Annotated in this window: 21 protein-coding genes; 9 read left to right on the forward strand and 12 right to left on the reverse strand. The window is 50.6% G+C overall.

All coding sequences use genetic code 11. The annotated features are described in order from the left end of the window. Positions 1 to 26 precede the first annotated feature (26 nt). Together ONV78_RS16835 and lptF are read right to left on the reverse strand one after the other, a co-directional pair. A complete protein-coding gene (locus ONV78_RS16835; RefSeq protein ID WP_279504824.1) occupies positions 27 to 749 on the reverse strand; it encodes a response regulator transcription factor in 723 nt (240 codons plus the stop codon). 298 nt (positions 750 to 1,047) lie between these two features. Next, positions 1,048 to 2,148 (reverse strand): LPS export ABC transporter permease LptF, encoded by a 1,101-nt coding sequence (lptF, locus tag ONV78_RS16840; protein WP_279504825.1) that lies wholly within the window; start codon positions 2,146 to 2,148, stop codon positions 1,048 to 1,050. A gap of 250 nt (positions 2,149 to 2,398) precedes the next feature. On the opposite strand from lptF, the gene ONV78_RS16845 reads away from it, so the two are divergent. From ONV78_RS16845 to ONV78_RS16855, 3 genes are all read left to right on the forward strand, one after another. Then, a complete protein-coding gene (locus ONV78_RS16845; RefSeq protein WP_279504827.1) occupies positions 2,399 to 2,632 on the forward strand; it encodes a UPF0175 family protein in 234 nt (77 codons plus the stop codon). Positions 2,633 to 2,745: 113 nt separating this feature from the next. Then, entirely contained in the window at positions 2,746 to 3,891 is a 1,146-nt protein-coding gene (locus tag ONV78_RS16850; protein WP_279504829.1) for an XRE family transcriptional regulator, read from the forward strand. After that, complete coding sequence (locus tag ONV78_RS16855; protein WP_279504830.1) at positions 3,888 to 4,361, forward strand: PIN domain-containing protein; 474 nt, start codon at positions 3,888 to 3,890, stop codon at positions 4,359 to 4,361. The genes ONV78_RS16850 and ONV78_RS16855 overlap by 4 nt, the downstream gene beginning before the upstream one ends. 166 nt (positions 4,362 to 4,527) lie before the next feature. On the opposite strand, the gene ONV78_RS16860 is transcribed toward ONV78_RS16855, so the two are convergent. Continuing rightward, positions 4,528 to 5,421 carry a LysR family transcriptional regulator gene (locus ONV78_RS16860; RefSeq protein ID WP_279504833.1) on the reverse strand — a complete coding sequence of 298 codons (894 nt, stop codon included), beginning with the start codon at positions 5,419 to 5,421 and terminating at the stop codon, positions 4,528 to 4,530. Between the two features lie 122 nt (positions 5,422 to 5,543). On the opposite strand from ONV78_RS16860, the gene ONV78_RS16865 reads away from it, so the two are divergent. Continuing rightward, positions 5,544 to 6,095 (forward strand): NAD(P)H-dependent oxidoreductase, encoded by a 552-nt coding sequence (locus ONV78_RS16865; protein ID WP_279504835.1) that lies wholly within the window; start codon positions 5,544 to 5,546, stop codon positions 6,093 to 6,095. 248 nt (positions 6,096 to 6,343) lie between these two features. On the opposite strand, the gene ONV78_RS16870 is transcribed toward ONV78_RS16865, so the two are convergent. The 6 genes from ONV78_RS16870 to ONV78_RS16895 all read right to left on the reverse strand — a co-directional run bounded on the left by ONV78_RS16870 (position 6,344) and on the right by ONV78_RS16895 (position 13,901). Further along, on the reverse strand, positions 6,344 to 8,131 hold the full coding sequence (locus ONV78_RS16870) for an aminopeptidase P family protein (protein ID WP_279504837.1): 1,788 nt from the start codon (positions 8,129 to 8,131) through the stop codon (positions 6,344 to 6,346). A gap of 126 nt (positions 8,132 to 8,257) precedes the next feature. Next, complete coding sequence (locus ONV78_RS16875; protein WP_216739713.1) at positions 8,258 to 9,253, reverse strand: oligopeptide/dipeptide ABC transporter ATP-binding protein; 996 nt, start codon at positions 9,251 to 9,253, stop codon at positions 8,258 to 8,260. Positions 9,254 to 9,277: 24 nt separating this feature from the next. Then, positions 9,278 to 10,267, reverse strand: a complete 990-nt coding sequence (locus ONV78_RS16880) for an oligopeptide/dipeptide ABC transporter ATP-binding protein (RefSeq protein WP_279504840.1) — start codon at positions 10,265 to 10,267, stop codon at positions 9,278 to 9,280. Positions 10,268 to 10,337: 70 nt separating this feature from the next. Continuing rightward, complete coding sequence (locus ONV78_RS16885; protein ID WP_127970628.1) at positions 10,338 to 11,270, reverse strand: ABC transporter permease subunit; 933 nt, start codon at positions 11,268 to 11,270, stop codon at positions 10,338 to 10,340. Between the two features lie 9 nt (positions 11,271 to 11,279). Continuing rightward, on the reverse strand, positions 11,280 to 12,200 hold the full coding sequence (gene oppB / locus ONV78_RS16890) for an oligopeptide ABC transporter permease OppB (protein ID WP_279504842.1): 921 nt from the start codon (positions 12,198 to 12,200) through the stop codon (positions 11,280 to 11,282). Positions 12,201 to 12,284: 84 nt separating this feature from the next. Next, positions 12,285 to 13,901: a peptide ABC transporter substrate-binding protein gene (locus ONV78_RS16895; RefSeq protein WP_279504843.1), complete on the reverse strand. Its 1,617-nt coding sequence runs from the start codon at positions 13,899 to 13,901 to the stop codon at positions 12,285 to 12,287. Positions 13,902 to 14,560: 659 nt separating this feature from the next. Between ONV78_RS16895 and ONV78_RS16900 the strand changes: the two genes are divergently transcribed. After that, complete coding sequence (locus ONV78_RS16900) at positions 14,561 to 15,520, forward strand: hypothetical protein (protein WP_279504847.1); 960 nt, start codon at positions 14,561 to 14,563, stop codon at positions 15,518 to 15,520. 108 nt (positions 15,521 to 15,628) lie between these two features. Here the strand turns inward: ONV78_RS16900 and ONV78_RS16905 are convergent, their stop codons facing one another. Then, positions 15,629 to 15,850 (reverse strand): transposase, encoded by a 222-nt coding sequence (locus ONV78_RS16905; RefSeq protein WP_279505023.1) that lies wholly within the window; start codon positions 15,848 to 15,850, stop codon positions 15,629 to 15,631. 128 nt (positions 15,851 to 15,978) lie between these two features. On the opposite strand from ONV78_RS16905, the gene ONV78_RS16910 reads away from it, so the two are divergent. The 3 genes from ONV78_RS16910 to ONV78_RS16920 all read left to right on the forward strand — a co-directional run bounded on the left by ONV78_RS16910 (position 15,979) and on the right by ONV78_RS16920 (position 17,632). Then, positions 15,979 to 16,422: a DUF6334 family protein gene (locus ONV78_RS16910; RefSeq protein ID WP_279504849.1), complete on the forward strand. Its 444-nt coding sequence runs from the start codon at positions 15,979 to 15,981 to the stop codon at positions 16,420 to 16,422. 315 nt (positions 16,423 to 16,737) lie between these two features. Then, positions 16,738 to 16,980 carry a hypothetical protein gene (locus tag ONV78_RS16915; RefSeq protein WP_279504850.1) on the forward strand — a complete coding sequence of 81 codons (243 nt, stop codon included), beginning with the start codon at positions 16,738 to 16,740 and terminating at the stop codon, positions 16,978 to 16,980. A 22-nt stretch (positions 16,981 to 17,002) separates the two neighbouring features. Continuing rightward, a complete protein-coding gene (locus ONV78_RS16920) occupies positions 17,003 to 17,632 on the forward strand; it encodes an HAD hydrolase-like protein (RefSeq protein ID WP_279504852.1) in 630 nt (209 codons plus the stop codon). A gap of 218 nt (positions 17,633 to 17,850) precedes the next feature. On the opposite strand, the gene ONV78_RS16925 is transcribed toward ONV78_RS16920, so the two are convergent. Next, positions 17,851 to 18,078 (reverse strand): hypothetical protein, encoded by a 228-nt coding sequence (locus ONV78_RS16925; RefSeq protein ID WP_279504853.1) that lies wholly within the window; start codon positions 18,076 to 18,078, stop codon positions 17,851 to 17,853. Positions 18,079 to 18,511: 433 nt separating this feature from the next. Here ONV78_RS16925 and ONV78_RS16930 point away from each other — a divergent pair, with 433 nt between their 5' ends. Beyond that, positions 18,512 to 19,378, forward strand: a complete 867-nt coding sequence (locus tag ONV78_RS16930) for a hypothetical protein (protein ID WP_279504854.1) — start codon at positions 18,512 to 18,514, stop codon at positions 19,376 to 19,378. A gap of 346 nt (positions 19,379 to 19,724) precedes the next feature. Here ONV78_RS16930 and ONV78_RS16935 read toward each other — a convergent pair whose 3' ends face one another. Then, complete coding sequence (locus ONV78_RS16935) at positions 19,725 to 20,489, reverse strand: transcriptional regulator (protein WP_279504855.1); 765 nt, start codon at positions 20,487 to 20,489, stop codon at positions 19,725 to 19,727. Positions 20,490 to 21,163 lie beyond the last annotated feature (674 nt).

The raw sequence follows: 21,163 nt of genomic DNA on the forward strand, positions 1-21,163 counted from the left end.
CGTTGTGTTTTTCATCGGGCGCGCGATTAAACCAATTGCGGCGACAGCCGATAGCCACGTCCATGTACGGTGAGAATCATTGAGCGTCCCAATTCAGATTTCAGAGCCTTGCGAAGGGTGTATACGTGGGTGCGAATTGTGTGCGAGGCGCCGTCGCTATGTCCCCATAATTGTTCACTCAGGAGTTCGAATGAGGCATAAACAGGGTAAGAGCGTATCAAGGTTTCAAAAATAGTCGCGTTGTATCCCGTCAATACGATGCTTTGCCCGGACTCTGTCGCCAACGTCAACATTCCCGGCGAATATCTCAGGTCTTCGGCAATGAAGCTATCGTCCTTGGAAAAATTGCGGCGACATAAGGCTCGAACTCTCATTTCCAGTTCATACAAATTAAAGGGCTTAACCAGATAATCGTCTGCGCCGCTATTAAAGCCTTCTTCCTTATCCTCGATGGACGTTTTAGCGGAAATTAGAATGATTGGCGTATTTTTGCCCAGATTTCTCCTGATGATCCGGCACAGCGCAAGGCCGTTCAGTCCAGGTAGCATGATATCCAGAATAATGACGTCGTAATGAGAGGTCGCCAGGAGATGTTGTGCGGTCAGCCCATCGGCGGCGAAGTCCAAACTGTATTTCTCGTCCCCCAGAAACTCGAAAATATTCTCCGCCAGAGGCTTTTGATCCTCCACCAGCAAAACTTTAAGTTTACTCGTATCGAAATGATCCGCGCTGTCCCAGTGTTTCAGCATAAAAAGCCTTTATTTCCTTATATAAAGCTACCTTTGTCATATCTTTTAATCGCTATGAATATTAAGCCGCTCAAATATTCCGATATATTGCGAGGCTGCGATTCAGTTTATCTATAAGATCATTACGTGAAATATAGACCACCTTAAAAGGGGAGAAGAAGTTTATATTTCATTTTTATGTACAAATGTATGGGTATAACAATTTATGTGCGCGGCTGTAGAGTGAGAATCGAGCAAGGAGCCGATTCTTGCGGCGAGAAAAGTTGAGCCATGTCAATAGCGCTGTTCTTGAGACAGCTTACGGCGTTGAGCTTCGCGGCTGCAGCCGCAAGCGGATCTCCTGTCCGTACAACAGCAGCAGTCCGAAGCAAAAATAGGCGACATGCACGGACCATAGGCCAAGCCACTCCGGCAGTGACTGCTTAGCGACGGCCTTTTTGCAGTAGATCAGTAATCCCAGATAACTGACGTACACCAGCAATGCCGTAAGGAGGCGGTGGAAGCGTCCCTGTCTGGGGTTCACTCGGCTCAAGGACACCGCCAGCAGGGCGACGATAGGCGCGAGCATCGGCAGCGACAGACGCCATTGCAGCAGCGCCGACGCTTTGGGCGAATCGCTCCGCCATAGCGTGGCGGTGGGGATGGTCTCGTCAAAGGCTTCGCGCTCCAGGCTCGGCTCATCAAGCCGGATGCCGTAGGTATCGAACGTGACCGAGCGATAATCCGCCTGTCCTGGCGTTCCCACATAGCGAGCCCCGTTATTGATCACCAGAAAGCGGTTTCCTGTGGCGGCGTCGTAAAACAAATGCCCGGACTCGCCGGTCAGCACCGCGGTTTGTCCTTTCTCCTTGTCGGTTTCCGCCATAAAAACGTTGCGCATCTCGCGGTCATCGTTGCTGAGCGACTCCACATAAGACACCCGGCCATCCTCTCCCTCGGAGAAACGTTGAAAACGTCCTGGAGTAACAAGTTCAAACCGGGAGCGCTTGGCTTGCTCCAGTAAAATCCGTTCCGTCTGCTGCCTCCCGAGCGGGTTCAGATAAAGGCTCATCGACCCCACCACCAGAGCGATTGCAAACCCTGACCCCATGGTCACGGCGACAAGCCTGGACTTGCTCACCCCGCTGGCGAAAATGGCGGTCATCTCCGCATCCAGATACATGCGCCCGTAGCTCAGCAAAATCGACAGGAAAAGCGCCAACGGCAATATCAACTGCAGGAAACCGGGAAGACGATAAGCCATGATCGGCGCCAGCACATCCGCAGAAATCTGCCCCGTCGCCGCCTCAGTCAGATACTGAGCGAAACGCGTACTGGTGAACACAAACAGCAGCAGAAACGTCAATCCAAAAAGCGACGTCAGAATCTGACGATTAAGATAACGAAACAACACCCACATCCGACCGCCTCCAACCCCCTCGTATAGCCAAACCGCCTTGTTTGATAAGCCTTATAAGGAATTGTAGAAAAGCAGGGACCAAGCAAAAATCAAGGAGATATCAATTAAATATCAAGGGGGGAGTACAGAGGAGCAAAAGGCTGATGGGGACGCGGCTGGGCAGATGCTAAGATGCTCAGCTTAAACACCTCCATATCTGCCTTAACGCATCCATGCCGGCCAACTTTCAGAAACTCGTGAAGGATGAAACGTGAAAATCGAAATAGATGACGAAATAGCCCAAAAGCTGCAACTCACAGAGAAAGAAGCGCTGGAACTACTGGCAATCGCCTTGTACAAAGACCGTGGCATTCACGGCGCATTAGCTGGAAAAGTCGCGGGGATTTCCGAGTTCGAATTTCACGGCCTAATGGCCAAAAAGGGTTTTAGTGTGAACTACGATGTCAGTGACTTTCTTGAGGATATTGAGAGTAACGATTTGTGAGTATGTTGGGTAAAGTACTGCTTCCAAGCAGAGCTATTAATGGGATATCAGAAAAGATCGAAAAAAAATAAATTGGATCTACAATAAGTAGAATCTGCTTGGTGGAAAAATTGATGACACAGAACGCTAGAATGCCAATTACTCCCTCTGTTGTAACGTGGGCAAGAGTCCGCGCGGGGTTTTCTATTGAGGAAATAGAGAAGAAATTTAAGAAAATTTCTGATTGGGAGGCCGGAACGTCATCTCCTACCTATCCCCAACTTGAGGAGCTAGCTGAGAAATTTAAAGTACCAACAGCGGTATTCTTTTTTCCGACGCCTCCTGATGTTCCCAGGATCGAGGAAACCTTTAGGACTCTCTCCCAGGAAGATCTAGGTAATATACCACCAAATATTCGTCTATTGCTTAGAAAAGCACGTTCAATGCAAATTAGTCTTTCAGAAATTAATGATGGTGTTAATCCTGCAAAAAAAGTTGTCACAAAAGACCTGGATTTTTCTGCAGTTTCAAGTGTTGAAGAGATGTCTATTAATCTGAGGAGATACTTTAATATACCGATTGAAACTCAGCTTTCATGGCAGTCACCAAAAGTGGCTCTTGATAATTGGCGGAAGACACTTTTTGACCACGGAATTTTTGTGTTCAAAGATGCTTTTCGGGATAGTAATTTCTGTGGTTTTTGCCTCTATGATGAGGAGTTTCCTGTAATTTACTTAAATAATTCAGTTTCAAAAACTCGGCAAATATTTACTGTTTTTCACGAGATTGCACATTTATTATTTCGTACAAGTGGCGTTGATTTAATGGATGATGAATATATAAATCATCTCTCAGATGCTAATAAAAATATTGAGGTTACATGCAATCATTTTTCAGGATGCTTTCTTGTTCCTAACGATGTTTTTGATCAACAAATTGCAACTCTTCAAGCAAGCAGAGAATCTGCAGAATCACTTTCAAATCTATTTTGTGTGAGTCGTGAAGTGATATATAGGAAGTTTCTTGATAGAGGAAGGATAAGTCAGGAAGAGTACGGGAGAGCTGCGAGAGAGTGGCGGAGCCAGGTCAAAAATAAGGGAGCGGGCACTGGTAATTATTTTAATACTCAAATGTCCTATCTAGGTGATTCATATATTGGAATGGTGCTTAAAAAATACCACCAAAACCGCTTTGATATTAATCAGCTTGCGGAGTACATGAATATGAAGCCGAAGTTTGTTTCTGAAATTGAGGAGCGGTATATCCGAAAGGTTAAATGATATACGTATTTGATACTTCGGCATTTAGGGATGTTTTTAAAAGTTATTATAAGGAAAGGTTTCCTTCTCTGTGGGAAAAGTTTGATGCGATGATTTTAAATGGAAGCATTGTTTCTACTCGTGAAGTCATGAAAGAAATCGAAGAGCAGACTGATGATTTGAAAGAATGGAGTGAACAAAATCAAGATGTCTTTTCTATCCCCACTCCTAAAGAAGCAGGCTTTATTCGTGAAATTTATAATGTAAAGCACTTTCAAGCAAATATTGAGCAAAAAAAATTGCTTAAAGGGGGTAAAAATGCTGACCCTTTCGTTATTGCCGCTGCTGCGGGTCGTGATCCAATAGCATCAGTGGTTACACTAGAGAAAGAAAAGCCTGGTGCTGCTAAAATACCAAACATCTGTAAGCACTTTAAAGTTCCATGCATAAATCTTGAGCAGTTCATGGAGGCTGAAGACTGGCGATTTTAGAACTAAGTTTGTATCTTCCTTTTCATATTTTATAAATATGAATGTCAATGATTTTGTGTGTGACTGCTTATTAAGCCTCCGAAAATGTATTGTAATGAATGCTTTGTTTTTACGTCATTCATTCTTTCCCAATAAATTACTTTATTCTTATAAATAACCCAACAACTCACCCCCCAGTAACCTCCCGAATCACCCCAGCCACATGACTCACCGCCTGATCCCCCTGCCTTCTCACGTGCCATGCCAGGTGCAGTGGGAAGCCTTCTACTGGTATGGGGGGTGGGAAGACGGTGAATCTTGTTGTGTCTTGGGGGACGCAGTGGATGGGGAGGAGGGCGATGTAGTCGGATTGGGCGACGAGGTCGGGGGCCATTTGGAAGTAGGGGACGACGAGGGCGACGCGGCGGCGGAGTCCATGGGCTTGCAGGGTTTGGTCGACGGGGCTGTCGGCGTCGCCGCGGCCGGAGACCAGGACATGGGGATAGGCGAGCCATTGTTGCAGGTTGAAGTCCTGGGCGGCGGGATGGTCTTTGCGCATCAGCACGCAATAGTCTTCATACAACAATTCAACGCAGCGGAATGAGGCGCCGACATTGGGGAACACCGATACGGCCAGATCGGCCTCTCCTTTGGCGAGTTGTTCCAGGGCGGACTTGGCGCCATGCCAGGGCTGCACGATCAGGTCCAGGTTGGGGGCGCTGGTCAGCAGGCGTTGATGTAACGGCCCCAGCAGCGCGGAAACGGGAAAGTCCGCCATCAGGATGCGTATGGTCTGGCGCAGTTCCGCCAGAGGCGTATCAGCCTGATTAATCACGCGCTCCGCCTGCATCAACAGGGCCTTGATCGGCTCGCGCAGGGATTCCGCTTTGGCGCTGAGGCGCATCTCGCCACGACCGCGAATCAGCAGAGGGTCGCCAAACAGGTGGCGACAGCGTTCCAGGGCGCTGGAAGTGGCTGGCTGCGACAAGTGCAGGCGCTTCGCTGCGCGCGTGACATGACGCTCGTCCATTAACGCATCCAGAATCACTAACAGATTTAAATCGACGCCGCGTAAATTCATAAAACGAATAATCAAATATATAAACTATCGATTAGATTAATATAAGCCCGTGGCGCAATCTAGCACCTATCGACACACAGCGCAGCAACGCGCTGAAAACCAACTGAATAGGACTGCCAACGATGAAAACCACACTGCTGATGTTCCACTCCCGTTATCGCCCTTCACGCATCAACGCGGCACTGATGGCGGTGGCGCAAACCCTCGACAACCTGGATGTGGTGGATATGAATCGGCTGTATCCGGATGAGCGCATTGACGTCGCCACGGAGATTGACCGACTGCTGCAAAGCGAGCGCCTGATTCTGCAATTTCCTATTCAGTGGTACTCCACGCCGCCATTGTTGCAGCGCTGGCAGGACCTCGTGCTGACCCACATGTACTACCTGGACTACGAAAACACCGGGCGCCGCTTCGAAGGCGCGCCTGTCATGATCGCCACCACCGCTGGCAATACCGAGGCGGCTTATCAACCTCGCGGGCAGAATCGTTTCACCATGGAAACCCTGCTGACGCCGCTGCAAGCGACCGCCAATCGCTGCCGTCTGCCCTGGGGAGATCCGTTTGTGGTGTATCAGGCCGACTACCTGACCGATGCGGAACTGGATGTCGCCTGTCAGCGTTATCTCACCCATATTCAAAACTGGCGGACCGAGTTTGTGCGGGGGCAGTAAGCGCTTCGAATCCCGCAAAAAAAAGCCCGGCGAATGCCGGGCAATACATGGATGGACCTTCTTGTACTTCTACTACCTGTACTGCTTGTTATTAACCTGGCGCCAACATTGACAGGTTAATAACCGGGCGCACGGATGCGCTGGTGCGGCGATACGCCGCGAGAGGCAGGGCCCGAACATGAACAGGCCCTGTCAATTTCAAATAAACGAGTAAAGCTAAAAACGGCGTGTCTGTTTGATATGCGCGGTTAAACCGGCTTGGTGGCGTTCCTCAACCAGGCGGTTTGCGCCGCTTCGAGATAAGGGCTGAGCGCTTCGTACACGCGCCAGTGATAGGCGTTGAGCCAATCGGTCTCCTCCGTGCTGAGCATGGACATATCCAGAGCGTTGACCGCGATGGGCGCCAGGGTGATGGTTTCGAAGCCATAGAAGACGCCGAATTCGTTTTCCTCCAGCTCCACCACTTTCATGATGTTTTCGATGCGCACGCCATACTCGCCTTCGCGATACACGCCGGGTTCATTGGTGATGACCATGCCGGGTTTGAGAGCGACCTCTTTGGGATTCTGCGAGAAATTCTGCGGGCCTTCATGCACGTTCAGACACAGACCGACGCCATGGCCGGTGCCGCACTTGTAGTCGATGCGATGACGCCACAGCATGCCCCGCGCCATGATATCCAGATTGGCGCCGGTGGCCCCTTTCAGAAACACGGTCTGGGTCAGCCGTATCACCGCCTTGAGCACCAGGGTGTAGTCCTTGCATTGCTGCGCGGTGGGCGTACCAAAATGAAAGGTGCGGGTGATGTCGGTAGTGCCGCCCGGATACTGGCCGCCGGAATCCACCAGGAAGAAATTGCTCTCATCCACGGTGGCGTTGCTGTCGGCGCCGGCGGAATAGTGCATCTTCGCCGCGTGAGGACCAAACCCGGCGATGGTGCGGAAACTGTCGCTGATATAGCTGGACGTGGCGCGACGATACTCCCGCAACTGCTTCTCCGCAGATAACTCGGTGACCTTGCCGCCGGGAACCTGCGCCTGCAGCCAGTACATGAAATTCACCATGGCCACGCCGTCCAGACGTAGCGCCTGCTCGAAGTTCTCCATTTCCGTGGAGTTCTTCTGCGCCTTCATGTCGGTGACCGGGCAGGGCGTTTCCACCAGCGTGATCTCCGACTTGATCTGATTGACCAGGAGGCTGTTGGCGCTGGCGGGATTGATGGACAGCTTGCAGCCTTCCGGCAATTGATTCACCGCTTCGACGACAAGCTCATAGCTGTGCGCCGTCACGCCATATTCCGCCAGGGTGCACTCCACCGCCTCTGGCAATTTGTCGCGATCGATGAAGACCTGACTTTGCTGCGCGGTGACCAGCAGATAGGACTCGGAAATCGGGCAATAGGGCGTATCGCCGCCGCGAATATTCAGCGCCCACATGACATCGTCCAGCGTGGAGACCAGCAGACCGTCCACCTGTTGTTCCGTCATCCAGTCGCGAATGCGCTGCATTTTTTCCTGGGCGTCCACGCCGGCGTAACGTAACTCATGGTTGAACACTGGCGCTTTGGGACGGGCGGGGCGGTCATACCAGAGCGGCGTGATCAGGTCCTGATCCAGAATCAACTGAATCGACTTGGGCGCGAAAGCTTCCAACAGCTCCTGATAAAATGCGCGGCTGATCGAGCGACCGTCCACGCCCACGCGTGCGTTTTCCGGCAGGGTGGCGGCCAGCCACTGGGGAATGGTCGGCGTCTCCGGCAGCCTGGCCTTGAAGAGCTTGAGGCCTGACCCCGCCAATTGCTCCTCTGCCTGAATAAAGTAACGACCGTCCGTCCACAGGCCGCCGCCATCGCCGGTGACGACCACATTGCCCGCCGAACCGTTGAAACCGGAAATCCAGGTCCGCGTCAGCCAATGATCAGCCGAATACTCACTGGAATGCGGGTCGTTGTTGGTGACGATATAGGCGGCGAACGCCTGCTTGTCCATCGCCTTGCGAAGGTGTTCGAGTCGTTGCGTGACTGAGGGCGTGTTCATAGTTTAAAACTTCCTAATGACAGACGATTAAATCGGCGGAAAAACTGAAAACGACAGACCCTGCGCGTGTCAGGTGCTGTCTCCCACGATAAGCGCATCCCGGCGCCGGCATGTTGGCGAGCGATCTCATTGGCCCGCCAATAGCAAGGTGTTGGAACAGAAAATATGATGCTCGTCGGACCCGCTCTGGGTGGGAGGCTGGCTCCCGCAGAGGTCGGTGGCCTCCGGGCATCTGGTGCGGAAAACGCAGCCGCTGGGCGGGTTAAGCGGCGAGGGTAGATCGCCGGGCAAAAGCTGCACCTCCCGTTGCCGCGCCAGTCTGGGATTAGCGATCGGGACCGCGGACAACAGCGCCTTGGTGTAGGGGTGCTGCGCCTGATCGAAAACCCGGTCATACAGGCCGACTTCCATGGGCTTGCCCAGGTACATCACCATGACTCTATCGCTGATGTGGCGCACCACGCTCAGGTCGTGGGCGATCATCACCAGGGTCAGTCCCATTTCCTGCTTAAGGTCGTCCAGCAGATTGATCACCTGAGCCTGGATCGACACATCCAGCGCGCTGACCGGTTCGTCGCACACCACCAGATCCGGGTTGAGAATCAGGGCGCGGGCGATGCCGACGCGTTGACACTGGCCGCCGGAAAACTCGTGGGGATAGCGGTTGCGCTGACTCGCCGACAGACCAACCTTATCCATCATGGCGATCACCCGGCGCTCGATTTCCCGGCGTTGCAGACCCGGCTCATGGGTCAACAGGGGCTCGGCGATGCATTCCGATACCGTCAAACGGGGGTTGAGACTGGCGGTGGGGTCCTGAAACACCATCTGGAACTCCCGGCGACGGCGCACCAGAGCTTTTTTGTCGAAACCGCGCATGTCTTCGCCTTTCCAGCGCAACTCGCCCCGAGTAGGCTCGATCAGCCGTAACAAAGCGCGCGCCAGGGTGGACTTGCCACAGCCGGATTCGCCCACAATGCCCAGGGTTTCGCCGCGATAGACATCCACGTCAATGCCGTTGACCGCCTTCAGACGCGGGCGTCGGCTGGGCAGAATGTGTTTGCCGATGGCAAAGTGCACTTCCAGGTTTCGGGCGGAGAGTAAGACTTCTTTTGCGTTCATCCAGCAGATCCTGTGTCGATGGCGTCAGGCGGTGCGCGCCAGTGGCGTGGTTTTGTTCTGCGCCAGTGCGTGGCAGGCGGCCAGTTGCGTGGCGCCGAGCCGCGTCAGGGGCGGAAGGGCGGTCTCGCAGCTGGGTTTTTGCAAGTCGCAGCGCTCCCGGAACGGACAGCCTTTGCTGTTGATCAGCGCGTTGGGCGGATTGCCGGGAATGGTCGGCAGGCGCGGCATATCTTCGGTGATCGACGGAATCGCCTTCAGCAGGCCCTGGGTGTAAGGGTGGGCCGGACGCTCGAACAGGGTTTCCGTGTCCGCTTCTTCCATCTTGCGCCCGCCGTACATCACCAGCACCCGGTCGCACATTTCCGCGACCACGCCCATATCGTGGGTGATCAGCAGGATGGCGGTATTGAACTCCCCCTGCAGCTCCCACAACAACGACAGAATCTGCGCCTGCACGGTCACGTCCAGGGCGGTGGTGGGCTCGTCGGCGATCAATAGTTCTGGATGACACAGCAACGCCATGGCGATCATGATGCGCTGACGCATGCCGCCGGACAGCTCGTGAGGATACTGGCCCATACGCGCCTGTGGCGAGGGAATGCGCACCGCGTCCAGCATGCGGATGGATTCCGCCCGCGCCGCCGCTTTGCTCATGCCCTTATGAATCATCAGCACTTCGGTGAGCTGCTTGTCGATCTTCAGGAAGGGATGCAGAGAGGTCATCGGGTCCTGAAAGATCATGCCGATTTTCTCCGCGCGAATGCGGTTGAGTTGTCGTTTGCTCATGGCCAGCAGATTTTCGCCATGAAAATTGGCGACGCCGGACACCCGGCCGTTATCGGCAGTGAGTCCCATCAGGGCGAACACCGACTGGCTTTTGCCGGAGCCTGACTCCCCGACAATGCCGAGGGTCTCGCCGGCGCGCACGGTGAAGGAAAGATCGCTGACCGCCTGCACCAGTCCGTCCGGCGTTTCGAAGCGAACATTCATGTTTTCGATGGACAATATGGTCATGAGAGCTCCTGGCGCTTGCTGGATGATTGCTTTTTTATTAGATGCATGAGAGGTCCGGGGCGCATGAGAGTTAACGGTCCTTCGGATCAAGGGCGTCGCGCAGGCCGTCGCCGATGAAGTTGAAACAGAACAGGGTGGCGACCAGAAACAGAGACGGAAACATCAGCAGCCAGAGCGCCACATCAATGGTTTTCGCCCCTTCGGCGATGAGAATTCCCCAACTGGTGTCCGGCGGCTGCACGCCCAGACCCAAAAAGCTGAGGAAGGATTCAAACATGATGAAGCCAGGCACCATCAGCGACGAATACACCATCACAATGCCCAGCACGTTGGGCAGCACATGGCGACGCACGATGGTGAGTTTGGACACGCCGATGGAGTGCGCCGCTTCGATAAACTCGCGCCGCTTGATGCTGAAGGTGACGCCGCGCACTACGCGGGCGATGTTGAGCCAGGACACCATGCCGATGACGATAAATATGAGATAGATATTGTTGCCGAACAGGGTGACGAACAGGATCACCATGAACATGAACGGCACGGAGTCCAGCACTTCGATGACCCGCATCATGACGCTGTCCACCAGCCCGCCCACATAACCGGAAATAGCGCCCCAGACCGTACCGATCACTACGGCGACGAGGGCGCCCATAAAGCCCACCATGATGGAGAGACGCCCCCCTTGCATGGTGCGGGCGAACAGATCCTGACCCAGATCGTCGGTGCCGAAGTAATGCCCGGTTTCCAGGGAGGGTTTGCCCAGCTCGTAAGGATCGGCCACCACATTCCAATCGATTTCATCGTGGCTGAAAGGCGCGACATGAGGTCCGATGACGATACAAACGACGATAAACAGCAACACGTACACCGACGCCATGGCGGCGCGGTTCTTGCGGAAACGCATCCAGGCGTCCTGCCACAGACTGCGTCCCGCCACAGCCTCGACAGGGGCGGTGACTTGATCGGAGAACCATTGCGGATCGAGTTTTCTGGTTGTCAGCACGACGGCCTCCTAAATGCGAATGCGCGGGTCGATGACGGTGTACAGCAGGTCCACCACCAGATTGAAAAAGATGGTCAGCGAAGCCACGATCAGGGTGATGCCCATCACCAGACCATAGTCCCGATTCAGCGCGCCGGAGACGAAGTGCTGCCCCATGCCGCCGGTGCCGAAGAAGATATCGATAATCACTGATCCGGTGACCACCGCGACAAACGCAGGGCCTAACATCGCCACCACAGGGATCAACGAGGGCCGCAGGGCATGATGAAACAGCAAGTAGGGCGTGGAGAGACCTTTGGCGATGGCGGTGCGGATGTAAGGTTGGTTTAACGTCTCAATCATGGCGCCGCGCATGACCCGGGCGATACTGGCGACGGAGCCGATGGCGAGGCTCAATACAGGCAGAATCAGAAAGGGCGTTTTGCCGCCTTCCCAGCCGCCGGCGGGCAGCCAGTCGAGCTGTATGGCGAAGATCGTGACCAGCACTGGCGCCAGCACAAAAGCGGGCACCACCACGCCAGTCATGGACAATGACATCAGACAGTAATCGAGCTTGCTGTTGCGATTGAACGCCGCCAGAGTTCCCAGCAGCATGCCTACCGGCACGGAAATACAGAAGGACAACACGCCCAGCGTCGCCGACACTGGCCAGGACTGGCCCACCAGTTGCGTCACGGTGAAGTCTTGGTACACGAAACTCGGACCCAGATCGCCTTGTACGAAATCGCGAATATAGATGAAAAACTGGGTGAAAAACGGCTCGTTCAGATGGTATTTGGCTTCGATATTGGCGCGCACGATTTCCGGCATGGGACGCTCCATGTCGAAAGGGCCGCCGGGAGCGACGTGCATCAGCCAGAACGACACCAGGGCGATGAACAGCAGCGTCGGAATGGCGATCAACAGGCGACGCAAAATGTATAGCAACATAATGACGCTCTCAGGAATCCGTTAAAAAGGGCCTGGACGCACCGGCTCTGTACTTCCGACATCCAGGCCAAGAGATCGCCCACTTTAATGGGCTTTCACATACACGTTCTTGCGGTAGTAGGAGGCTTCCGGATTGGTGCGTTCATAGCCGCCGATATAGGGTTTGATCAGGTACTGATCATTGCCGTAGCGGTACACCGGGATGATCGCCATGTCGTTGATCAACAGCGTCTCCGCTTCACGGTATTCCTTGGAGGGATCGCTCAACACCTTGGAGGATTGCATGAGTTGGTCGTAGCGCGGGTTGCTGTATTTGGAGTCGTTGAATTCGCCGGAGGAGACGAAGACGTCCAGCCAGGAAGAGGCTTCATTGTAGTCGGCGACCCAGCCGCCGCGGTGAATGTCGCCGGTGTCTTTGAGGGCGTAGAACACCTTCGGCTCCAGCTGCTTGATCTCCACCTGCACGCCCAGCACGCTCTTCCACATGCCAGCCATGGCGGTGGCGATCTTCACGTCATTGGAGAAAGTAGGCACGGTGAAGGACAGTTTCAGCGGCTTGTCTTTGCCATAGCCTGCTTCCGTCAGCAGTTGTTTGGCTTTTTCGTTGCGCTGCTTCTGCGTCCAGGTGGCGTACTCGGGCGTGTAAGGCTTGTAGCCGTCGGTCTGCGGCGGCACCAGAGTGTACATAGGCACGCCGCCGTTATTCAGAATCGCCTTGGTCATGATGTCGCGGTCAATGGCGTAGGACAGCGCGGTGCGCACGCGTACATCCTGGGTGGGGCCGGCGACGGTGTTCATGTAGTAGTAAACGGAGCCCAGGGACGCGCTGGTGTTGGCCACTTCTTCAGGGAACTTCTTCAGCAGTTGTTTCTTCTGCGCGGAAGGAATGGACAACGCCTGATCAATTTCACCAGCCAGATATCGATTCAGGGCCACATTGGCGTCGCCGATGGGCAGCCAGGTGATTTTTTCCAGCACCACATTATCCGCATCCCAGTAATGAGGGTTCTTCTTCAGCACCATTTTTTCATTCACTTTCCACTCGGACACGGTAAAAGCGCCGTTGGTGACGATATTCGCAGGCTGCGTCCACGCAGCGCCGTATTTCTCAACGGTAGCCTCATGCAGAGGGACCAACACCGGATGGGTGATGAGCTTGAGGAAGAAAGGAACGGATTGCTCCAGGGTGACTTCAAAGGTGTAATCATCCACCGCGCGCACGCCGAGGGTCGCGGGGTCCGCTTCGCCTTTCATGATCTGCGCCGAGTTCTTGATTTTCGGCATGGCGGCGAACCAGGCGTAGGGCGAGGCGGTTTTGGGATCAAGCAGGCGACGCCAGCTATAAACAAAGTCGTGAGCGGTCACCGGATCGCCGTTTGACCATTGTGAGCGACGTAATTTGAATGTGTAGACGGTGTTGTCGTCATTGACCGACCAGCTCTCCGCCACTCCGGGAATGGTTTTACCGGTCTTGTCCTGAATCGCGAGGCCTTCAAACAGATCGCGACCCAGATTAAAAGCGGGCTCCGCCGCATACTTGGCGGGATCGACAGACGTGACCTCGCCACCATTGTTCAGCGTAATTTCCTGTCGGGCTGCGAGTTGAGTTCCTGGAGGGTAGGGCTTCGCCACTGCGCTTACCGTACACACGCTGCTTATCAGAGAAATAGCGCCCAGCATCAGTAGTTTGCTTATCTTCATGACTACCTCGTCGTATTATTTTCGTTATGCAACGAGGGAATGTATATTGTATACAATTCGTTCTCAACACCCTTTGAAGACGTCAATATGAAGGATCAGAATCAGAGCTTGGCGGTCTCAGAAAGTGAGACTGATGGGTGAGGATTCAAGTGAAGGCATGAATCTATTACAGCCCCAAATTGTTGGCTGAGTTCAGGAACACTGGAAGGCCCCCGATGTGTTTTGGAATCATAGGAAACTGAAGTTTTGCTTCGACCTTTTAACAAGCAGAACGAGTTATCTCCAGATAGAGCAATAAGCAACCAGGCCGCTATGCATCAGCATGCTCGTTTGACCAACAACATAGCGGGACTTGCAACAGAGCTCTAAACAAGTAAGTCAGTAGAAAATTTAGTAGCGAATCCAAGGTAATAAGCTTTTCAATCAAAGAGCCTAATGCCTGCCATGAAAAAATATACTATGTTTTTCTGGTGGGACTATGCCATTTTATAGATAATGGTTAGTAACCGTATTCATTTATAGTTTCGATTTATATAGTGGCTGTATAAAAAGGGATCAAAATGTTCGTTTTTTATCCGCTTTTACGGCATGATTAAATAACGATCTTTTGAGTATTGGGGAATTAAATGAAAACTGGGCGGAACTGAAGGAAAGCCAATATGTGTATCGGAATAAGAAGTTGGATTAATAAAAAATTGGCATTAGTTATGATTTTATTTGTGGCTGGCTGTAGTAACGGGAATGGCTCAGCAAATAATGGTGCTGACTCTCAAGTTTGTGGTGGAAGTAGTGAAAGTTTAGGTGATGATAAGTACTCTATTGATTCATATCAGGCATTAGGTTGCAAAAACTCTGCTGATCTAAATGGCGTGTGGGTAGCGGTATCAAAGTGGGATAATGAATATTCTGATGGCGTCTCAACAGTTACTTACTCTAAAGGGATGACAAGGAAGATTGTATTTGTGAGGGAGTTGCCAGATGGAAAAATTTCAATTAACAGTTGCGGGGGGAGTGATTCAATATATGCTATTGATAATAATGAGCGCATTTACTTGCGTGAAGGAAATGAGTGGTATCAGCCCCCCTCCTATGGAGCGTCTCGCTACACTGTAAATCGGCACTCTAACGATCGTCTTTCCCTTACCCATTTTGAGGGGTTTCATCCCTTGTTTTCTGGCAGTAGACGAGCGCATAATGCAGAAATTGAGTGGATTAAAATAGCTGGATTAGACTCCGGAAAAGGCTATGGTAAGTATTATATATATAATCATAGTGACGAGAAAGGCAATGTTTTTGATGGAGAGTATAACATTGCCTGCTTTAAAGAATCTGATGGTGAGATTAAATCAGTAAATAGATTTGTTCCTGAAAAAAGTGATGCGGATTATATTCCTTTCTATGAACTATACGTACGCGAAACGCCAAATGATGATTTTGAACGCAACGTAAATATTGTGTCTATACAGGGAAAAGATGCAACTTTTTATTTGAATTCAGGATATTTTAAAACGAAAGGGGTTTTTGCATATAATTCACTGATTGACACTGTTGTATCGGACTTTGTTAATCTTCCTTCTAATCCTAAAGTTAATTCATACGTAAACCTCTCTTTTCATTAGCGCTGGCTGTTGTATAAGTAAGATTTACACATAAAATATATAAGCCTAATAATTTTCTCTGCTGAGTTAAAGCTGTTCACGCAACTTTATGAAGTTCGGAGCAATGTATTAGGCTGGATGTATTTTTCTATAGGCTTTATTAGGAGGGGGGGCTGGCAGCTCAGCTGTGCCCTGATCCTGCGCCAGTCGGGCTTTATTGCGCCAATTGTAAAGTTGTGACTCGTGCAGACCCAATTGCCTTGCGGCGGTGCTCACGCTGATACGTTGAGCTAACGCCAGGGCTTCCGCCTTGTACTCGTCGGAATAACGTTGCGAGATTTGGAGTTTGATGTTTCTGTTTGGTCATAGTTCACCTCTGTAGCGTAGTGTACTCGCTTAACAAGGTGTCTATCATTGGTGGGTAGCATCAGCTTTCAAGATTATAAAACCGACGGGAATAAAGGGCAGAAATATTCGGCATGAGCGTAAATCAACAAATATTATCAAACTACGCAAATTCTGAGCAAAAGTTAGTAGATGTTGTTGGGTATTTTGAGAATTGTGAAGAGAGCAGTCTCGAGTGTGTTTTATGCGCGATGGGATTCATTTTCGAGGAGTCAAAATTTTACATTGTGGTCCAAGAGGATGACAGTTTTGTGCTGTATGCAAACGATTGGTGCAGTGACCCTAAATGGAAATCCATATCATTTATGAAAAGACGGCCTTGGTCATTAGCAATTGGAAATCCGCTGCTATGGTCTTGGGTGCTTCATAATCAGCAAGGCTACTTTGATGGAATTCAGCTTGAATTTGCGAAAAGTACTGAATCTCGCTCAGTAATAGTACAGCTGGTTGCTCTCGGTTCAGAAATCAAGCAGCGAGATATTGCGGAAAAGTGCAGTGCTATTACATTTACTCAATAATTTGAGGTTACAAGGAGTAAAGGCCTCGGTAACCCTTTCAGAGATATAACTGCGAAAGAAATCGACGAAATGTTTACTAAAAAAGGGTTTGAGGAAAGGGGCGTAATCCAGGCAAGTCGAACTATGTGGTGAATGATTGTCCATATTTTCCGCCATGTGAGGTGAAAATGGCGCTCAATATCTCAAATTCGCTACTTTACTCGCTATGCCATGGTTTCCGGGGATTCTTTGCTACAGAGTATTTCCTTGAAATTGTATTTAGCGAGTGGATGATCGGGTTTATAGGGCTAAATAGCTAAAAATGGTAGGTGACAGATGGCGGATAATCTAATTCCAATACCGATTCCGGCATTGGTGGCGGTGCTCCTCAATAAAGAGCGTGAAAAAGGCGCACCTCTTACAGAAGATGAAGTTATCGAAATAAGAGATAGCGCCATATGCCAGATGGGTACGATTCATCAGGTAAGAGCGCTTGAGGAATCGAGGGGGTACTCAGATATCGATCCCGAGAAGGCATGGGAGCAGTGGCAGGTGATCAGACAGCAATTTGATGGTTAGGGGAGATGGCGTGCATCTAGTCATGTTTGACATAGACGGAACGTTGGTCGAATCCTACGATTTCGATACAGAGTGCTTTCAGGCTGCCGTAAAAAATGTGATGGGTATTTCGATTGGCACTGACTGGGGGCGGTATCGTCATGTCACTGACGCAGGAATTCTTTCCGAGATAATTGAAAAGGCCGGTCTTCAGAGGGAACGGGAGCGTATTTTTTTCGATGTAAAAGCACAATTCGTTAGACGCGTAGAAGAATATATTTCGCACCATGAACTGTCTCCAATTTGTGGGGCGGTTGAATTTTTGTCACGGCTCGTAAAACGTCAGGATGTGGCGATCGCATTTGCGACAGGTGGTTGGGCCGAAACCGCCAGGATGAAGCTGGACGCGGCTGGCATCAGCCTTCCAGGGATAGCGATGGCTTCATCTTCAGACCACTACTGCAGGACGGAGATCATGAGGGTGGCTGAAATGCGTGCAAGCAAGGGGAGTTACGACTCTAAAACTTACTTTGGCGATGGGCCTTGGGATTGGAAGGCGTCCGAAGCGCTCGGCTATAACTTTATATCGGTGGGAAGTCGGATTCATACTGCTCAATCCATTGGCGACTATACTGAATCTGATAAGGCCTTTAGGTTCATTGGATTAAAATAATCAGTGTTATTTGTGAGCCTCACTCTTCCTGCTTTCGCCACTCAACGCAATGTCGGATTAACTCGTTCTGCCCCTCTTTGAAGGCCCTGCTAAGAAGGTTGCAAGGTAGAGAGTGAATAGGTTGAAGGGTCGCGTTGTCATAAGTCATCCCTTCTTCCTATAGGATCAATAAATGTCAAAGAGTACCTGAACGATCCTGTTTGCGTATATCCATGAATTTATCGTTTCACGATTGCCGCATAGGGCGGCAGATCCGCTCCTTTTGCCAGCTGTTCTTTGTAAACAGTAGAGAGAACTTTGAAGGCTTCATCGTATGACATGAGTAATTCTGTAATATTTTCCGGGTCGCTGAGCGTTTCTGACTCCAGCAAAGCTTCAAATCTATTTATGCTTTCAAAGACAGCCTGCAGTGAGACCATCAAAGTATCGTTATCAATATCAGCCATTGCTCATCTTTCTTTTTTTGCAGAGAGGGAGGGGAAGTTTGGCTATAATTTTCAGTGAGGCTTTCATGTCTAAGAGGCGTGGTTTTGAGCTATCTCTTCTTTGCATGTGTTCAAAATAACACAAAATTCTGAGCGCTACCTGTACAGCATATAGTCCCTTCAAATGCAGTATTCCAACTCCCTTCTACTGACAGTTTTCCACTATTTCTCAACTGAGAAAACGAAAATGTGGCATAAAACTTTCTGAGCAGCCGATCAATACTCCCCGTAAACATCAATCATCTCTCTTTAATTTATCCAGGTTCTGTTGACATGGTCGGAACAAGATGACAGCATCCGCGGCCGTTTTATGAAAGCGCTTCCATTGCTTTATATGGAGCGGCAAGAGGTTAATTTATCAGGAGCTTTGAATAGTCAAAGGTAAAAGGAAAAAATGATAAATGTTGAAGAAGTTACAATGTACAAACGGACTGCGAATAACACGGTTTTTGCTCGTGATACATATGGCCGCTATATATGTTTTCGTATCGAAACTGACGAGGCCGGGCAATTAGGAGTTAGACCTTTACCCTCTGGCATCACAAGGCTACCTCCGATTTATGGCAGGGTCGATTTCAATAATACGGTTAGATTTAACGGACGCACTCGTTCACAGGCGACTCTAGAAAACGTTTTCAATAACGGTCAAGGCGGCTATATTTCAACGGATTGGATTCCTCTACCGCATGCCAGGAGTGATACGCGTCGAACTCCTAACCAGGGCATGACCGATGCTATGCTTAGACTAACCGGGCGAAATTGTTCTGCTACGGAATATGTCCAATTCTATTGCTCTCAGACCAACTACCTCACCCTCCAAGAAGGGGACCAATTCGAATGGTGTCATTTGCTTGCCCATTCAATGCGTGGAGAGGATAACCCTTCAAATATTGTGGCTGCATTGAGAGGTAATAATACGGAGCAGTTAGCAATTGAGAGCGCATTGCATATGTACAGATGTGAAGAACAGTTTGTGATGAACATTTCGGCCCGCACTCAAGATTTGGGTATTGGGCGCTTTCTGGGTAACGTTATTAGGTATCAAGTCAAATGTAAACGAGGGGGAGATCAATTTGTGAGGTATCTGGATTGCTTAAATGCCCCGACCCCTTCGGCCATCCATTACTACGGTTTATTAGAAGATTTTGCAAAATGGGCTAACAATAAGCTGAAGAAAATAGCTGATAGTGACGGTATTGCTGTGTCAGGTCATACTACAATGCTAATTAAAGAATACATGAAAGTGCCAAGGGGCAGATAAGGCGGAACAGAGGCCCAAATTCGTTCGTAGGTCTTTCGAACTTAAGTGTTAACTGAGGTTGCTAAAGCCCTAATAACCAGTCCAGAATTGTTATTTTTTTATGGTAAGGAAATAGCTATTTATATAGGGCGGTGGGACCTGCTTCCGCCCTGTAAAGGACGAAAGTTGCCGGGAAGTATATTTGGCTGGGTCAAGCTCACAATGGAGAGGGACATTGCGATAATTAGGGCTAATTCAGAGGTTTCATGGTCTCCAATATGACTTCTCTGGTAACCTTAATTCGTCAAGCGAAAAGATTAAGTAATACTTTTCCCCGCCCTCCCTGCACAATCACGCCCAATCCCCCCTAAGCCTTAGCAAACATCTCCGACACATACTTCAGCAATTGCCCATCGATATCCGGCAGGCCGTTGGAAAACTGGGTCAGTTTGCCTGGGGTGCAGCGCATGAGTACGTTGGTGGGTTCGCCTTCGTCGTTGGAGGTGTTCACGGCGTTGAGTTCGACCAGTTTGTCGTAGAGGTCGTCTTCGAGTTGGGTTCTCTGCGCTTCCGTCATTCTGATGCGGCCGACGCAGACGCCGGGGTGGATGGGGTGGGACAGGGACTCTTCCTGAAAGCGGCGGCGAAACAGGCTGTCCAGGGCGGAGCCTTCCTCCAATAGATAGCGACGTCCGGACTGGTAAAAGGAGCCGTCGCCAAAGTCATCGATATAGCCAAGTATTTCAGCGATGCGCAGGTAAAAGCGCAGGCTGGTTTCGCTGAGTCCGTGTTTCTCCGCCACTGCATCCGGCGTCATATTATGAGAGGTCACCATATTGATGAAGTCGAGTAGGTAGGGGTGCTCCAGAAACAGCTCGCTCTGTTTGTCGGAAATAAACAGCTCGTTTTCGTGCTGCAGCTTGTTGGCGAGTTTGGTCAGCTCCACCAGATCGGTATTGAGAAAGCTGACGTACATGAGGATCTTGTCCAGCCCCAGGGACGGGTTATGCAGGTGACGTTTGATGCTGGAGAGGGGAATACCGGTCTTCTCGGACAAATAACCGTAACTCAGCCCCTCGTCTTTAATTCTTCTTCTGATGGCGGCAAGTAAAAACTTCGGCCCGATATGCATCTCGCCAGACTCCGTGATTTTTGTTGTTAGGATGCTCGCCAAAGAGGCGTTTAACACCTTCGGATCATACCAGACGTCTGTATCATTCGATGCTAGCAAAAAAGCGTAAGCCTGGGGCTATATCGAAGAAAGCCCGCCAGAACCCAGGCCAGTTATTGCGACTGCGGTCGCAATACTTCACCACGATATGCCCATGGCGCTTTGCCGTTTCTTCCGTACTTCGCCTGGTTGGACTTGCTGGCGATCCTGTGTGTGCGGGCCGGTGAGATCCCCCTCTGCTAGGGAGTGGGCGCCGTGGCGCTGGAGCGTTGAAAAGATGAGGTAATGTTGTGACTTGAATGGCGTGTATTTGTTAACTAATTTTTAATATTGATTATAAATAGAGCTACTATATTTAAAGATAATCCGCTATTGGCTGCCAATTCATACTGCGCAACGCTATTTTCTACGGTTGACAAAGATAAAATTTAAAAGAATGCGCCAAATCAAATTAATATCAGATCAATTTAAGTAAACGTTCCCAAGTATTAATAACCTTGTTCTTTACCGGTTGAACTGTTTTAAATAATGCGCTAACGTGAGCTGGCCATTTGTGAACAATTGGTTGGAAATGGTCTTTGGAAGTTGGCTGTATATTGACTGCTGTGACATACATAACACACGGGAGTTGTAGC

This window comes from Hahella sp. CR1, from assembly GCF_029813005.1.
Taxonomy (GTDB): domain Bacteria; phylum Pseudomonadota; class Gammaproteobacteria; order Pseudomonadales; family Oleiphilaceae; genus Hahella.